A 16,217-nucleotide genomic window follows, 5' to 3' on the forward strand; every position below is an offset into this window, starting at 1 on the left:
CTGGTTATCTACATCCTGTTAAAAGCCCGGTTTGACTTCGCGCATATCAGGCAGTTTGTGCGCTATCCCTTTATGGCAGTCAATACAGGTTTGCCCGTCTTTCACGGCCTGGTCGTGCATTTTGGCCGCGACGCCTTTCTGGGCGGTTAAATCCATAAACTCGAAGTTGTGACAGTTTCGACACTCTTGCGAATTGTTATCTTTCATACGCCGCCACTCATTTTGCGCCATCGTTAAACGATGATCTTCAAATTTCTGCGGTGTATCTATTAACCCCAGTGCTTTCGCGTACAGCTCTTTACTGGCCTTGATCTTACGGATCATTTTCGGGCCCCACTCGTGTGGGACGTGGCAATCAGGGCAAGTCGCTCGCACACCACTGCGGTTGTTGTAGTGTACGGTTTCCATGTATTCCTGGTACACCGTATTGCGCATTTCGTGACAGCTAATGCAGAACTCTTCTGTATTGGCCTTTTCCATACCGGTATTAAAGCCGCCCCAGAAAATAATGCCGCCCACAAAGCCGATTAACAACAGCGTGCCGAGCGCCAGACGGCTGGGGCGACGCCACCATTGCCAGACGCGCTTAATCCAGCCTGGTTTACGGTTAGAATTTTCCATAATGACCTCTTATTTCCCGTAACCTTTCGAGGGGGTGAAGGTATTTTCAACAATCGGCGCGGCGTCAGCCTGCGGAACGTGACATTGCAGACAGAAATAACGACGCGGCGCGACTTCAGCCAATACCTTGCCGTCGCTATCCATAAAGTGCGTCGGACTGATGCGCGGCGCACCGGTGGTACGATAGCTTTCCACACCGTGGCATTGCAGGCAGCGGTTGGTGTTAGTCGTCACCTGATATCCTTCAACGCTGTGCGGAACCATCGGCGGCTGATTCACATAGTTCAGCGGCATACGCACTTGCTCTTTCGGCATGCGAATCGCCCCTTCCTGTGTTCCTGAGACTTCAGGTGACTGGCTCAGATCCACTCCGTTTGCAGCCCAAACTGCCCCACTGACTAGCAAGGCCAGCGCGGCCATCCATTGACTCAGCGCTTTAATCAGGTCATGGCTTTTCATGATTTCGCTCCCGAACTCCATCGTGTTGTTATTGTAAAAACATCCTCAGAACAGACATCCACACAGCGACCGCAGGCCATGCAATCGCGACTGGTTACCTGCACCGGACTTTGCTCATCCAGCACCGGCGCACGTAGCACATGCGGTTCCGGGCAAACATGAAAACAATCCATACAGCGGTTACATCTGTTACGTTCTTTTGCCGAAACGGTTAATGCACCTTTACTTCCCACCACGCTATACAGCGCACCCAGTGGGCAGAGATGCCCGCACCAGCCATGCTCAACGACCAGTAAATCAAATAAAAACAGCGCGAGGATCAGCAACGCTCCGCTACCGAATCCCATTACCAGGCTACGTCCCAGCAAAGAAACCGGGTTTATCCACTCCCACAGCAGCGTACCAGTCAGCGCTGAACCGACCAGAATGACCACCAGCAGGACGTACCGTATATGGCGCGGCAGGGTCGCAGACTGATTCAGGTCAAACCTTCTGCGCAACCAGCTGGCTAAATCGGTGACCGGGTTCATAGGACAAACCCAACTGCAAAACAGTCGCTTACCGGCCAGGGCATACAGCACCGTAATGATGGCTGCCCCCGTTAACGCCACCGTCGCTGGCAGATGCCCGCTGGCCAGGCTTTGCAGAGTAATCAGCGGATCGGTGAACGGGATAGCGTCCAGCAACAGGCTGCTACTGTAGTTGCCATGCAGAATCCAAACACCAAGCCACGGGCCGCTAAGGAACATCGCCAGTATCAGAAACTGACTCAGACGACGCAGCAGCAGCCAACGATGACTCTTCCACCATCCTTTTTTTGCCTGCGCTTCACGCCCGGCATCACGTTTACGATTTGCCATTGTTCCCCTCCAGCCAACCGAAGCGGTAATGGTGTCCTAACTCCCCTTTCGCCAGCGACAACGGCAGCACTTTTATTGCTGGCTGCTCCAGTACGCAGACTTTTTCGCATTTCCCACAGCCGGTACAGGCATCGCTGTGCACGGTAGGAATAAACCGCGCATGCTTGCCGGTACGCATGTTACGGTCCAGCTCCAGGGTGATCGCCTCATCGATTTTCGGGCACTCGCGATAGCAAACGTCACAGCGTAATCCCTGATAGTTGAGGCAGTTTTCGTGATCCAGCAGTACCGCCAGCCCCATACGCGAATCGTCAATGGATTCAATTTCTCTGTCCAACGCACCGCTGGGGCAGACTTTGGCGCATGGAATGTCCTCACACATTTCGCAGGGAATATCACGGGCGATAAAATATGGCGTACCAGCCGCCAGCCCGGAGGCCAGCGTCGCCAGCTTCAGCGTGTCATACGGACATGCCTGAACGCACTGACCGCAACGTACGCAAGCGCTGGCAAATGCCTCCTCGCTCAGTGCACCTGGCGGGCGCAACCGCACGCCGGTTGCGCGTGCGGTTTGTTGTTGCAACCCCAGCGCCACGCCAACGACGGCCAGCCCGCCCGCTGCGCGAACCATATCGCGCAGAAAGCGGCGGCGGCCATTTTGGGGTTTTGCTGACCGGGACATAACGCGTTACACCTTCGCCAGTTTCACGGCGCACTTCTTGAAATCCGTCTCTTTGGAGAGCGGATCCGTCGCATCCAGCGTCAGGTTGTTCACCAGCTGTGCGGCGTCGAAGAACGGCATGTACACCAGCCCCTGCGGCGGACGGTTACGACCGCGTGTTTCAACAATCGAAATCACTTCGCCACGACGGGAAATCACTTTGACCTTATCGCCACGACGCAGATCGCGTGCTTTTGCATCCAGCGGGTGGATAAACAGCACGGCTTCCGGGAAAGCGCGGTGCAGTTCAGGCACACGACGCGTCATACTGCCGGTATGCCAGTGTTCCAGAACACGTCCGGTGGATAGCCACAGGTCATATTCTTTATCCGGCGCTTCAGCAGCAGGCTCAAACGGCAGCGCGAAGATAACCGCTTTACCGTCCGGTTTACCGTAGAACTTGTAGCTTTCACCTGCTTTCACGTAAGGGTCGTTGCCTTCGCTGTAGCGCCACTGGGTCTCTTTGCCTTCGACGACCGGCCAGCGTAAACCGCGGGCTTTGTGGTAATCGTCAAATGGCGCAAGGTCATGCCCGTGACCGCGACCAAACCAGGCGTACTCTTCGAACAACCCTTTTTGCAGATAGAAGCCCAGCTCGCGGGATTCATCATTCAGTTGATCTTCAGCCAGTTCAGTCACCGGGAATTTTGTCACTGCTGGCGTGGCAAACAGCACGTCATACAGCGTTTTGCCACGCAGCTCCGGTTTTTGTGCCAACAGCTCTTCGGGCCACACTTCTTCTGTTTTGAAGCGACGAGAGAACTGCACCAGTTGCCACAGATCCGACTTCGATTCGCCCGGTGCTTTAATCTGCTGACGCCAGAACTGTGTACGGCGTTCAGCGTTACCGTAGGCACCTTCTTTCTCTACCCACATCGCAGTCGGCAGGATCAGGTCAGCAGACAAGGCGCTGACCGTCGGGTACGGATCGGAGACAATGATGAAGTTGCGCGGATCGCGCCAGCCCGGCATACGCTCCTCATTGATGTTCGGACCAGCCTGCATGTTGTTGGTACACATCGCCCAGTAGACATTGAGCTTGCCATCTTTCAGCGCGCGGTCTTGTGCCACGGCGTGCAGACCGATTTTTGCCGGAATGGTCCCTGACGGAATATTCCAGTGCTTCTCGCAGATATCGCGGTGTTTTTCGTTTGTCACCACCATGTCCGCAGGCAGACGATGGGAGAATGTACCGACTTCACGCGCGGTGCCGCATGCGGAAGGCTGGCCGGTCAGAGAGAACGGGCCACAGCCTGGCTGGGAGATTTTGCCAGTCAGCAAGTGCAGGTTATAGACCAGGTTGTTGGCCCATACACCGCGGGTGTGCTGGTTAAAGCCCATCGTCCAGTAGGAGATGACTTTTTTCTTCGGATCGGCATACAGCTGCGCCAGTTGTTCCAGCTGATCTTTTGGTACGCCGGTCATTTCGGCGGTTTTATCCAGCGTGTACTCAGCAACGAAGGCTTTGTAATCCTCAAAGCTCATCGGTTCAGAGGCATCGGATCCCGGGTTTTTCGCCGCTTTTTCCAGCGGATGGGTCGGACGCAGACCGTAGCCGATGTCTGTCACGCCTTTACGCAGGTTAACGTGCTTGCTAAAGAAATCCTGGTTAATCGCATTGTTTTGAATGATGTAGTTCGCGATGTAGTTGAGGATCACCAGATCGGTTTGCGGCGTGAAGACCATACCGTTATCCGCCAGCTCAAAGCTGCGGTGCTGGAAAGTGGAGAGAACCGCGACGTTGACGTTAGGATCGGACAGACGACGGTTGGTGATGCGCGACCACAGGATCGGGTGCATCTCTGCCATATTCGCGCCCCACAGGACGAAGGCGTCTGCATGTTCGATATCGTCATAGCAGCCCATCGGTTCATCCATACCGAAGGTACGCATAAAGCCGACTACCGCTGAGGCCATGCAGTGACGTGCGTTCGGGTCGATGTTATTGGAACGGAAACCCGCTTTAAACAATTTGGCAGCAGCATAACCTTCCCAAATCGTCCACTGGCCAGAGCCGAACATGCCGATAGATTCCGGGCCTTTCTCTTTCATCGACGTTTTGAATTTCTCTTCCATCACGTCAAAAGCCTGGTCCCAGCTAATCGGGGTGAACTCGCCTTCTTTGTGATATTTGCCGTCTTTCATGCGCAGCATCGGCTGCGTTAAACGGTCTTTTCCGTACATGATTTTCGGCAGGAAATAACCTTTGATGCAGTTAAGCCCACGGTTAACCGGCGCATCCGGATCGCCCTGGCATGCCACAACACGCCCTTGCTGCGTTCCGACCAATACGCCGCAGCCCGTCCCGCAAAAACGGCACGGGGCTTTGTCCCATTTGATGGCTTCTTGCTGACCGACTACCGCGCGGGCAACGCCCGGCACGCTTAACCCGGCAGCCGCCGCAGCGGCCGCAACGGCGTTAGCTTTCATAAAGCTACGACGACTGAGTTTCATGGTGTTTCCTCACCTTGCTCATCCTGCTGGTGATAAACCAGCGACACCGCCAGCACGCCCGCAACGTTGCGCACTGACTCAATTGTTTTCATTAGCGTTTCACTTTGATCAGCTTCCACCACCACAATCAACTGACCACTTTCCACATCGCTGAGGGCAACTTCGCAACCGGGAAAGGAACGCAACTGCGTGGCGATATCGTTGATATGCTGGCTTTTGGCCTGAACGACCAGGCTGCAGACCTGCCAGTTATTGTCCATGGTTGTACTCCGCGTTAATGGCTGATACCGGGCAGATAGCGACACAGGCGCCACATCCGTTACAGTCCTGATTGTCGAGCTGCGGCTGATAAATGCCGGACAGCGTGGGGCGAAAGGTTATTGCCATGGGCTCACAGCTATCCTGACAGCGGTGACATTCAACGGACTGATGTGCGAGACAGTTTTCCCCAATCGTAAAGTTCAGATCCCATGCCCTGGTGTGGCGCGGAAGAAAAAGTGATTCGGGACAGGCTTCTGCGCAGGCATAGCAAAAGCTGCACTCGCCGTGTTTGAAATTTACGCTCGGGTAACCACCCTGGCCTCGCTGCAGGATGTCGGTTTCGCACGCCTGGATGCAGGCGTCACAACGGAGGCAATGGGCCAGAAAGTGAGAGTCTTCCTTGCTCCACGGCGGACGGATCCCTGCGCTGGCGTTTCGCCAACTGCCTGTCAACATGCCTCGACGGGATAAATCAACCATGACATTGTCCTTCCATAATGACGCCCTCCCTCGGCGGGTTGAACGACATAAAAAACTGCACTATTTATGAGTAGTTATTTTTAGCCGTAAGATATTTCAGGATGTGTTAGAGGTGCATACCCCAATTGGGGTAAATGCTGTTGCCGGATCAAAGGAGTGTTGAGTTGGCGGGAAAAAATGCGCTTTTGCTCACATTTCAATGAGTTATATAGCCACGTATATAGCGATTCAATATTAAGATAATAATCTCATGTTTAAGATGATTCTTAGAATATATCGCTACATTGAACGTAAACCATTGCTGGATACACTTAAAATATAAGTAAATACAGATTAATTGATGATGCGAATATGTTAACCTGCCCCTGACTCGTTCAAAAGACAGAAGAAAGGAAACACTGTGAACAATAAGATGAAGACAATTGTCCCTGCCGTACTTTTCGCCGCCTTTACCAGCACTTCTGCATTGGCTGCCAGTAACGATAGCGCCGCTCAGCCGCTGGAAAAAGTCGCCCCTTATCCTAAGGCGGAAAAGGGTATGAAGCGCCAGGTTATCCAGCTTACCCCAGAGAAAGATGAATCTACTCTGAAAGTAGAACTGCTGATCGGACAAACGCTGGAAGTTGACTGCAACCAACACCGCCTGGGTGGCGAACTGGACAGCAAAACGCTGGAAGGTTGGGGATATGACTACTACGTCTTCGACAAAGTCACATCTCCGGTTTCAACCATGATGGCCTGCCCGGACGGTAAGAAAGAGAAGAAATTCATTACTGCGTATCTGGGTGATGACGGCATGCTCCGTTACAACAGCAAGCTGCCGATTGTGGTCTACACCCCGGAAAACGTGGACGTTAAATACCGTATCTGGAAAGCAGAAGATAAAATTCAAGACGCAGTCGCGCGCTAAGTCAGGATGTGCCGGATGGCGGCGTACCGCCTTATCCGGCATACAGACGCATAAAACAGGCCGGATAAGCGCAGCGCCATCCGGCATTGTATTTACAGTGCGATATCCGCGACGGCTTTCTGTTCAGGCTGCGGTTGTGCCTGAGGTTTCAGCTGTGGTTTCGGTGCCTCATCAGCAACCTGCGGCTTGTCATATTTCAGACCCAGAACCTCACTGGTGTACTGCAACTCTTGTTCCGTAGCCTCAACGTTACCGTTCAGCTTAGTACCATAAGACGGAATGATGGTTTTCAGCTTCGCCTGCCACTCGGAGCTGGCCACTTTATCTTTAAACACTTTTTCCATCAGATGCAGCATGATCGGTGCCGCGGTTGATGCGCCCGGAGAAGCTCCCAGCAGCGCAGCAATCGTGCCTTCTTTATCGCTGACGACTTCAGTACCCAGACGCAACACGCCGCCCTTCTCCGCATCGCTTTTGATGATCTGCACACGCTGGCCCGCCTGCCATAAACGCCAGTCTTCTTTTTTCGCCTGCGGATAGTACTCTTGCAGCGCAGCAAAACGGTCGTCGTCGCTGAGCATCACCTGGCTCACCAGATATTTCACCAGATCGAAGTTATCCAGACCCACGTTGACCATCGGCATAAAGTTCGACGTGGTGGTCGAGCTGAGCAGATCCCACAATGAACCGTTTTTCAGGAACTTGGTGGAGAATGTCGCGAATGGCCCAAACAGCACAACGCGCTTGCCATCAAGGATACGCGTGTCGATGTGCGGTACGGACATCGGCGGCGCGCCAACGGAGGCCTGACCGTACACTTTCGCCAGGTGGCGGTTGACTACGTCCGGATTGTCCGCAACCAGGAACTGCCCGCCCACCGGGAATCCGGCATAGCCTTTCGCTTCCGGAATGTCGGTTTCCTGCAACAGCTTCAGCGCAGCGCCACCGGCACCGATAAAGACAAACTTCGCCTTGATATCATGTTCCGTTTCGTTATTTTTCAGATCGGCGACCGTGACCGTCCAGCTATTGTCGGCATTACGCTTAAAACCGCGCACTTCGGTGCTCAACTGCAGCGCAAAGTTGGGCTTTTTCTGCAATGAGGTAATCAACTGGCGCGTGATTTCGCCGTAGTTCACGTCAGTACCAATCTCGGTACGCGTTGCTGCGACTTTCTGTTTTGGATCACGACCTTCCATGACCAGCGGCGCCCACTCTTTAATCTGCGCGTGATCTTCAGAATAACGCATACCGCGGAATAACGTGCTCTGTTGCAATGCGGCGTAACGGGCACGCAGGAAGTTGACGTTCTCGTCACCCCAGACAAAACTCATGTGCGGAACGGTAGTGATAAACGAGCGTGGTTCATGCATCACGCCATTATTAACCTGATATGCCCAAAACTGGCGGGAAATCTGGAAGGCTTCGTTAATGTCGACTGCCTTTTCAATGCTGATGCTACCGTCTGCCTTTTTAGGCGTGTAGTTCAGCTCCATCAGTGCGGAGTGTCCCGTTCCGGCGTTATTCCAGCCATTTGAGCTTTCCTGCGCTACACCATCCAGTCGTTCAACCATGGTCATTGACCATTGCGGCTCCAGCTCCTGTAAATAGGTTCCCAGCGTGGCGCTCATGATGCCGCCGCCAATCAACAGTACATCCGTTTCCTGCTCTTCCGCCGCTTTCGCTTTTGCCGCCATCGAGACAACATTCAGCCCTACAGCCATGGTGAAGAGCATGGCAGTCACTTTTTTCATAATGTTAATGCCTTACTTTTAGTATCGCTTTTTTGCTTTTAATGCAGGTGAAAATCGAGCGGCATCAACGGTAACACTTAAGTAAAAATAATTAAATATTGTTTATAAATTATATTTAATTTTTAAAAATGTTATAAATACGTTGATATTTTATAGGGTTATTGGCAATCATTTCTGGAAACCGGCCCGGCAGACGGGTACTATGCTGCGCTTTGCTATTCACCGCACGGATGCCTGTCGGTCTGCTGTATCAGGCCATTTTTGACCTGAGTGTAACTATGTCTGCAACTCAACATTCCTCTGTCGCAGTCGCGGAAAACGCGACCCGTGCCGTGCTCCGCCAACCCCGTCTGCTGGTTCGCGAAACACTGGCCGGTGTGGTAACCGCCCTGGCGCTGATCCCGGAAGTGATCTCGTTTTCCGTTATCGCAGGCGTTGATCCTAAAGTCAGTCTGATCGCCTCCGTCGTACTGTGCCTGGCGATGTCCTTTTTAGGTGGTCGTCCCGCAATGGTTACCGCCGCTGCAGGATCGGTTGCGCTGGTGATTGGTCCGATGGTGCATCAACACGGCGTGCAATACATCCTGCCTGCAGTGGTGCTGGCCGGGATGATTCAGATCCTGTTTGGTGTATTGGGAATGGCACGTCTGATGCGATTCATCCCTACGGCCGTGATGACCGGATTTGTCAACGCACTAGGTATTTTGATTTTCTTTGCCCAGGTCCCTCATTTCTGGGGGAAAAGCCCGCTCATCTGGGGGCTGTTTGTCCTGACGCTGCTGATTGTGCTGTGGGTTCCGCGGTTTATTAAAGCTATCCCCGCACCGCTTATCGCCATCGTGCTACTGACCTTATTCACTGTCACCAGCGGGCAACTGTTACCGACCGTCGGTGACGAAGGTTCGATGAGCGGCGGCCTGCCGGGTTTCACCCAGTTGTTGGTTCCGCTCAACCTGCAAACGCTGGCGATTATCTGGCCCTGCGCGCTGAGCATCGCTTTTGTTGGTTTGATGGAGTCGCTGTTAACTGCCCGTCTGGTGGATGACCTGACGGTGACGCCGTCGAATAAGAATCGCGAGAGTGCTGGGCTGGGGATAGCCAATATTCTGGCCGGATTTTATGGCGGCATCGCCGGGTGCGCGATGATTGGTCAAACCATCGTTAACGTCGAGATGGGCAAAGGACGCAGCCGCGTCTCGACGGTTGCCGCCGGACTGGTATTACTACTGTTAGTCACTGGATTAAGCGAAGTGATGGCAGAAATACCCATGTCGGTGCTGGCGGGAATTATGGCGATTGTGGCGGTAAAAACCTTCAGTTGGCACAGCATTCAGCCCACCACGCTGAGGAAACTCCCCGTCACTGAAACGCTGGTGATGCTGGTGACCGTCGCTGCCACGGTGTCCACCGGCAACCTGGCGATTGGCGTGGTTGCCGGGGTAATGGCGATGCTCATTCTGCCGCGTATCGTCAGAAACAAACGCGCAGCTACATCAGAAACAGCGTTGCCAGACCGAGAAAAATAAAGAAACCGCCGGTATCGGTAATAGCCGTAATCATGACGCTCGAGCCGACCGCCGGGTCGCGCCCGAGCTTTACCATCGTCATCGGAATGATGACCCCCATTAATGCCGCCATCAACAAATTAAGCATCATCGCCAGGGTCATTACTCCGCCAAGCGCCATGTCATCGTACAGCCACCAGGTAATACCGCCCATAATTCCGCCCCATACGAGGCCATTAATCACTGCAACGCCCATTTCGCGCAGGATCAAAAACGTCAGATTCCCCGGCTGAATATTTTGTAGCGCCAGCGCGCGGACGATCATGGTGATGGTTTGATTCCCGGTATTGCCGCCAATTCCCGCCACAATTGGCATCAGCGAGGCCAGTGCCACCAGTTGCGAAATCGTATGTTCAAAACCGTCGATCACCCGCGAGGCGATAAAGGCGGTACAGAGGTTAACGGCCAGCCATGCCCAACGGGTTTTTACCGCTTTGGTAACGGGCGCAAACACATCCTCTCCGGCGCTTAAGCCCCCCATTCGACGCAAATCGGTATCAGTTTCTTCATAAACCACATCGACGATCTCATCGATAGTTAAGCGGCCCATCAGCTTACCTGAAGGATCAACGACTGCAGCACTGACCAGGTCGTCACGTTCGAAGGTACGTGCAGCGTTTTCAGCGATATCGTCCGGAGAAAAGGTGAGCGGGTCATCTTCCATCACCTCGCTGACTTTGCGTTGCACATCATTGAGCAGAATGCAGGTTAGCGTCAGTTCTCCAACCAGCACTTTATTGCGATCGGTCACGAAGAGTTTATCGGTGTTCTCCGGCATTTTGCCCAACCGTCGCAGGTAGCGTTGCACCACTTCCAGCGTCACGTCCGGACGCACGGTGATGACTTCGAACTCCATAATCGCGCCGACGCGATTCTTCTCGTAATGCATTACCTGGCGGACACGCGCCCGCTCTTCGGCTGGTAACGTCGCCAGCAACCGTCCAGTGAGGTTACGCGGGAGATGCTGCACCAGATAAATCTGTTCATCGATATCGAGATATTGCAGCGCATCCAGTATTTCGCGGTCACTCATCTCATCGATCAGGTCGTCCCAGACGTTTTCAGACGCCTCAAGCAGGACGTTACCACGCTTTTCACTTTCGACCAGTCGCCACAGGGCGTGACGCTCTTCTGAAGGTAATGCTTCGAGGGTATCGGCTAAATCGGGAGGCGGCAGGTGGGCGACCAGCGCCCCTACCTCAGCAATATCGTCGGCTAACGTACCGACGTCATATTGCTCAGCCAGGGTAAGCTTGCCCAACAGTGTTGAAATAATGGCTTTATCAGTGGTCAGCAGCCAGATAAGGCGCGCACGCTCTTCATCACGCAGCCTGGCGCTGTTTTTGTTTATTACGGACATTAATCATAAATCCATGATATGAAATATCATTAATCATGATGCCGATTTATGTAAATAACAATAAACAGTGCCGCCGGGTGGCTAAAAAACCGGCGGCACGTAGGATCAGGCTGTGCGAGCCACCGCGTCACGCGAGGCGGCTTCACGTTCATCGCCCAGCAGTTCACTCAACTGTCCGTTACGCATTTCCAGCAGCCTGTCGGCATGAATAAAATAGTGATCGTCGTGGCTAATGGCGAAAATGGTTTTGCCCATTTCCTGCATCAAAGGCAATAGCACCTGATAGAACTCCCGGCGGAAATGGGGATCCTGATCGGCAGCCCATTCATCCAGCAGAATGATGTCGCGCTCCTCCGCCAGAGCCAGCAGCAGCGCCACGCGTTTCTTCTGCCCTTTCGACAGTTTCAGATTGAGGATACGGCCATCGCTCAGCTCCAGCTTGTGCCCCATATTCAGATGTTCCAGCCACTTCGCGACCAGCTGCGGTTTAGCCTCTTTACCTTCCGGCCCCAGCAGTTTGTCGAACAGCCAGACGTCGGTAAACACGGCGGAGAATAGCTTGCGGTAGTCTTCCGGTTTTTCAACGGCAACGGCCTTACCATCAAGCAATATTTCGCCTGACTGCGGCTGGTATAGACCAGTCAGTAACATCGCCAGCGTAGATTTCCCGCTACCGTTACCGCCAATCAGAAAGATCAGTTCACCGCGATGAATCGTCAGATTCACGGGTCCAACGGAGAAGGCGTTATCCTGATAGTGGAAAACCACGTTACGTAACTCCAACGTCTGCCAGTTCGGAAACGCATTTGGACGTGGGAATTCGGCCTTAAAGGGCGCAAGGGCAAACCTGTTCAGCTTGTTGAACGCTACCTGCGCGGTGAGCAGCGTCGGTAGCGCGCCAACGGCAGAGAGCAGCGGCGTGCGCAAAAATAGCAGCGTCAGCGAATAGGTCGCCGCCACGGCGGTATCCGCCCAGCCCAGACTGTTGGCCATCCAGAACACCAAACCAATGGCGCCCAGCATCATAATGTTCGACCAGTTGACTGCGCTCAGGTGGAAAGTATCGGCGCGAATAATATGGTGACGGTACTCTTTGGCATCCGGGACGTACATCTGATTAAAGATATGCTCGGCACGTTCACGGTTGAGCGTCAGCTCTTTGCGCCCTTCCAGCACCGTTTGATAATCGTTGTACAACTTATCTTCAGTTTCGCGCAAGGTGGCCATGTGTTTATACACCCGCGCCACCAGCACAAATCCGCCCCAGATGGTGATTGCCATCCAGATTGCTGTCACCAGCAGCATTTTAGTCGACAGCATCGCCAGATACGCCGCCGATCCGACTGTCAGGATAATCCCCTGTACCAGCTCAGGCAGACGAACAAAGGCGATGGTGATGTTGCGGATATCACTGGTTAAACCCGCCAGCAACGAGGCGCTGCCAAGCTGTTCGATGCGCTCGACGTGGGTGTCCAGAATCCGTTTGATAAATTCGCTACGCAGTCGGTAGACAAAGTGGTGTCCCAGCGTGGTGAGCGCCAGTTGTGAACCGAGGGTGACGGCCATCAATAACAGCAGCAGGCAAAGAAACTCCGGTAGCACCATCAGCGTGGTGTCGACCGTTTCAATCAGACGCTGGTTGATAAACGCAATCAGCCCAATCCCCAACGCGGCGCTGGCGAGGCTGAGCGCCATCACGCTGATAAATGGCCAGCGATACTGCCGCCAGACAAGAAGTAAAAGTTCCATGCACACAACCCGGACAAGTAATAACAGCCCGCAGTTTAAACATCTCTTCGCTGACAGCAATAATAATTCTTATTTTTATTCTTTTTTACCTGCCTGACGAAACGTCAGATTGTAACGACAGTCTCCGGTCAACGGATGATACCCCGTTTTAAGCGGCTGGATCCCATGATAAAACAGCCGCGAATTACCGCCCCACACCACGACATCGCCATGTTCCAGCAGCAAACGCTTTAAAGGGTCATTACGGCGCAATCCGCCAAATTGAAAGATGGCCGGTAGCCCCAGCGATACAGAGACAATCGGCGCCCGCAGGTCGGGCTCGTCTTTATCCTGATGTAAGGACAGTTTTGCCCCTGGCGTGTAGCGGTTAATCAGGCAGGCATCGGGTTGAAAATCAGCATAGCCCGCCGCCGTCGCCGCCTGTTGACACAGGTCAGCAAATGCATCCGGCAGCGGCGGCCAGTGCACGCCGGTGAGTGGATCAAACGGAGAATAAAGATAGCCATGCTGATCCGTCGTCCAGCCCAGATGGCCGCAGTTGGTCATTGCCACCGACATCGTATAGCCGCCGGGCGTTACCATCTGACGAAATGGCGACTGTCTGGCGACAGCCGCTATCGCCTGCAGTAAAGTGGGTGCAGAGTCAAAAGCGAAACGTCGCAGAATAACCGCACCTGAAGCCAGCGGCTCCTGCCAGGGTTTAGCATCCGCAAAAAGATCGAGCATTATGTTTCCTCGCCAGTAGTTTCCCGTTGCAGTAACTGCGCCTTGCGCGCAATACCCCATCGGTAGCCCGAAAGTGCGCCATCACCACGGATCACCCGGTGACACGGAATAACAACCGCCAGTTTGTTGGCCCCACAGGCACTGGCCACCGCGCGTACCGCCTTCGGTTTGCCGATGGCGCTGGCCAGCTGTTGGTAGCTCATTGTTTCGCCACACGGAATTGCGCGCAGCGCCTGCCACACCTGCTGCTGAAATGCGGTGCCCCGGATATCCAGGGGTAGCGATAGCGACGCGTCACGCGAGTTGATCGCGGCGATCACTTCGCGCACGCGCTGCTGAAAATCGGCATCTGCAGGAACATCCTGCGCGGCGGGAAACAGCTCATGCAGATCCGCAACTAACGTGGCGTCATCATCACCAAGTAAGATCGCACAGATACCCCGCTCGCTTTCTGCCACCAGACAACGACCCAGAGCGCAATCTGCGAGGGTATAGCGTACAGAAACGTTGTCGCCACCTTTACGAAATTGCTTTGCGGTCATGCCTAATGTCTGATCCGCTTTGCGGTAATAGCTGCTGCTGTCGGGGAATCCGGCGTTGAGAATCGCCTGCGTAACCGGAACACCTTTCGCCAGAGCATCGCGCAGACGGCGGGCACGCCAGGACTGCTGCCACGCTTTCGGGGTCATGCCTGTCGTAGCTTTGAACAAGCGATGTAAGTGATACGGGCTCATTGCCACCTGTTGTGCCAACTCGTCCAGCGTAAGAGGTGACTCTTGCTCCAACAACTGGCAGGCGCGGGCAATTTTGTCCAGTCGATGCTGTTGCGCGCTGTCTTTATCCGGCTGGCAGCGCTTACAGGGGCGAAACCCGGCAGCCTGCGCCTGCTGAGCATCAGAGAAAAAGCAGACATTTTTGCGCAGCGCATGTTTTGCCCGACAGGACGGACGGCAGAAAATACCGGTGGTCTGGACGGCAAAAACAAAATGACCGTCGGCGTCGGCGTCACGAGCCAAAACGGACTGCCAACGGTCATCGTCAGTGATGCGTAAACGATTTTTCATTTCGGACTCCTTTGTTAAGCATAGCGCTTAGCCTCAGTGTGTCCCCATAGCCGGATACAAAAACCCGCAATCTTGCTTTTTAATTTTTTTCGCTGACCAGAAAGCTTTTGAACTGCGGCGACATCCAGGTGTTAAACCCCTCGCCCTCTTTCATAATCATATAGACCGCCAGCCCTTCACGACGCACAACTTCTTTGGCCTTTTCCGGGCCGAGCACCATCAATCCAGTATCCCAGCCGTCAGCTTCCAGCGCCGTTGGTGCAATGACCGTTACGGACACCAGGTTGTGTTCAATCGGACGACCGGTTTGCGGATCGATAACATGGGAAAGACGCTTGCCATCCAGCTCATAATAGTTACGGTAGCTGCCGGAGGTGCTAATGCCATGCCCGTTAATGTCTACAATCGCCTGCACCGCGTTTTCACGATCGGTCGGTTTCTGAATTGCGACACGCCACGGATGCCCTTCAGCATTCATACCGCGGCTGTTTAGCGCACCACCAACGGAAACCAGATAACGGGCGATCCCTTCCTGCTCCATTAATCGTGCCAGATGATCGGCGGCGTACCCTTCGCCAACGGTAGAGAGATCCACATACAGATCCGGCAAGTCTTTTTGCAGGTAATTCTGATGCGCTTCATTCACGACCTTCAGATGTGAAAGTCCGGTTTGCGCTTTTGCAGCGTCAATTTGCTCTTGGGTGGGAATATGCAACGGTTGCTGATCCGGGCCAAAGCCCCACAGATTGACTAACGGCCCCACGGTGATATCCATAGCCCCATCGGTTTTTGCGCCAATGCGTAGCGCCGAGGTCGCGATATCCGCCATGGCGTCGCTAACCGGCCATGGTGACAAACTATTCGATAAGTTAAAGCGCATCAATGCAGAGTCATTTTTATAGGTGGAGAGCAGTTGATCATCGGCATCAAGCTGAGTCTGGATCTTCACCTGTAGTTCTGCGGCGCGTTTTGCATCGACGCCCACGACACTGACCCGCCAGAAAGTGCCCATGGTTTTACCTTCCAGAACGGTGGCTGGCGTTGTGGTCTGAGCAGGTTTCGGGGCTTCATCGCACCCGACAAAAAAAATCGTCACCGCCAGCAGCGCTGCGCGATAAAATTTCATTTCCATACGTAATTATCCTCATGCGAACGCGCGCAAGAGTACACCAAAAATCGTTGTTTGTACGGCGGAAAAACAGCATTAAAAAAGGCCCCGCAGGGCCTTTGATA

At 53.8% G+C, this 16,217-nt stretch carries 15 protein-coding genes; 2 read left to right on the plus strand and 13 right to left on the minus strand.

The features are described 5' to 3' along the window. Window positions 1-18: 18 nt before the first annotated feature. Genes napC through napF form a run of 7 tightly spaced genes read right to left on the minus strand, consistent with a single transcriptional unit; the run spans window position 19 to window position 5,856 of the window. Window positions 19-621: a cytochrome c-type protein NapC gene (napC, locus tag C2U41_RS13965; RefSeq protein WP_003027548.1), complete on the minus strand. Its 603-nt coding sequence runs from the start codon at window positions 619-621 to the stop codon at window positions 19-21. A gap of 9 nt (window positions 622-630) precedes the next feature. Next, window positions 631-1,080, minus strand: coding sequence for a nitrate reductase cytochrome c-type subunit (napB, locus tag C2U41_RS13970; protein ID WP_003839442.1), 450 nt, complete (start codon window positions 1,078-1,080; stop codon window positions 631-633). Beyond that, on the minus strand, window positions 1,077-1,940 hold the full coding sequence (napH, locus tag C2U41_RS13975) for a quinol dehydrogenase ferredoxin subunit NapH (protein WP_003027552.1): 864 nt from the start codon (window positions 1,938-1,940) through the stop codon (window positions 1,077-1,079). The genes napB and napH overlap by 4 nt, the downstream gene beginning before the upstream one ends. Continuing rightward, window positions 1,927-2,622: a ferredoxin-type protein NapG gene (gene napG / locus C2U41_RS13980; protein WP_003027555.1), complete on the minus strand. Its 696-nt coding sequence runs from the start codon at window positions 2,620-2,622 to the stop codon at window positions 1,927-1,929. Before napG ends, napH begins: the two co-directional genes overlap by 14 nt. Window positions 2,623-2,628: 6 nt before the next feature. Further along, the gene (gene napA, locus C2U41_RS13985) at window positions 2,629-5,115 is read right to left on the minus strand and encodes a nitrate reductase catalytic subunit NapA (protein ID WP_003027558.1); all 2,487 of its coding nucleotides are present in this window, start codon (window positions 5,113-5,115) and stop codon (window positions 2,629-2,631) included. Then, on the minus strand, window positions 5,112-5,375 hold the full coding sequence (gene napD, locus C2U41_RS13990; protein WP_032936605.1) for a chaperone NapD: 264 nt from the start codon (window positions 5,373-5,375) through the stop codon (window positions 5,112-5,114). The genes napA and napD overlap by 4 nt, the downstream gene beginning before the upstream one ends. Then, window positions 5,365-5,856 (minus strand): ferredoxin-type protein NapF, encoded by a 492-nt coding sequence (gene napF / locus C2U41_RS13995; RefSeq protein WP_003027564.1) that lies wholly within the window; start codon window positions 5,854-5,856, stop codon window positions 5,365-5,367. Before napF ends, napD begins: the two co-directional genes overlap by 11 nt. Before the next feature lie 412 nt (window positions 5,857-6,268). Between napF and eco the strand changes: the two genes are divergently transcribed. Beyond that, window positions 6,269-6,766: a serine protease inhibitor ecotin gene (eco, locus tag C2U41_RS14000; RefSeq protein ID WP_003839433.1), complete on the plus strand. Its 498-nt coding sequence runs from the start codon at window positions 6,269-6,271 to the stop codon at window positions 6,764-6,766. Window positions 6,767-6,858: 92 nt separating this feature from the next. Here eco and mqo read toward each other — a convergent pair whose 3' ends face one another. Continuing rightward, complete coding sequence (gene mqo / locus C2U41_RS14005; protein ID WP_103848484.1) at window positions 6,859-8,520, minus strand: malate dehydrogenase (quinone); 1,662 nt, start codon at window positions 8,518-8,520, stop codon at window positions 6,859-6,861. 278 nt (window positions 8,521-8,798) lie between these two features. On the opposite strand from mqo, the gene C2U41_RS14010 reads away from it, so the two are divergent. Continuing rightward, complete coding sequence (locus tag C2U41_RS14010) at window positions 8,799-10,046, plus strand: SulP family inorganic anion transporter (protein ID WP_032950910.1); 1,248 nt, start codon at window positions 8,799-8,801, stop codon at window positions 10,044-10,046. Here the strand turns inward: C2U41_RS14010 and mgtE are convergent. The 5 genes from mgtE to apbE all read right to left on the minus strand — a co-directional run bounded on the left by mgtE (window position 10,009) and on the right by apbE (window position 16,116). Continuing rightward, window positions 10,009-11,445: a magnesium transporter gene (mgtE, locus tag C2U41_RS14015; RefSeq protein WP_003027576.1), complete on the minus strand. Its 1,437-nt coding sequence runs from the start codon at window positions 11,443-11,445 to the stop codon at window positions 10,009-10,011. The two genes, C2U41_RS14010 and mgtE, sit on opposite strands and share 38 nt — an antisense overlap. A gap of 105 nt (window positions 11,446-11,550) precedes the next feature. Further along, window positions 11,551-13,194: a multidrug ABC transporter permease/ATP-binding protein gene (locus C2U41_RS14020; protein ID WP_103848483.1), complete on the minus strand. Its 1,644-nt coding sequence runs from the start codon at window positions 13,192-13,194 to the stop codon at window positions 11,551-11,553. Between the two features lie 75 nt (window positions 13,195-13,269). After that, a complete protein-coding gene (gene alkB / locus C2U41_RS14025; RefSeq protein WP_003027582.1) occupies window positions 13,270-13,920 on the minus strand; it encodes a DNA oxidative demethylase AlkB in 651 nt (216 codons plus the stop codon). Beyond that, complete coding sequence (ada, locus tag C2U41_RS14030) at window positions 13,920-14,984, minus strand: bifunctional DNA-binding transcriptional regulator/O6-methylguanine-DNA methyltransferase Ada (protein ID WP_103848482.1); 1,065 nt, start codon at window positions 14,982-14,984, stop codon at window positions 13,920-13,922. Before ada ends, alkB begins: the two co-directional genes overlap by 1 nt. Window positions 14,985-15,063: 79 nt before the next feature. Next, on the minus strand, window positions 15,064-16,116 hold the full coding sequence (apbE, locus tag C2U41_RS14035) for an FAD:protein FMN transferase ApbE (protein ID WP_103848481.1): 1,053 nt from the start codon (window positions 16,114-16,116) through the stop codon (window positions 15,064-15,066). Window positions 16,117-16,217: the final 101 nt, after the last annotated feature.

It is taken from the genome of Citrobacter freundii complex sp. CFNIH4 (assembly GCF_002934505.1).
Taxonomy (GTDB): domain Bacteria; phylum Pseudomonadota; class Gammaproteobacteria; order Enterobacterales; family Enterobacteriaceae; genus Citrobacter; species Citrobacter freundii.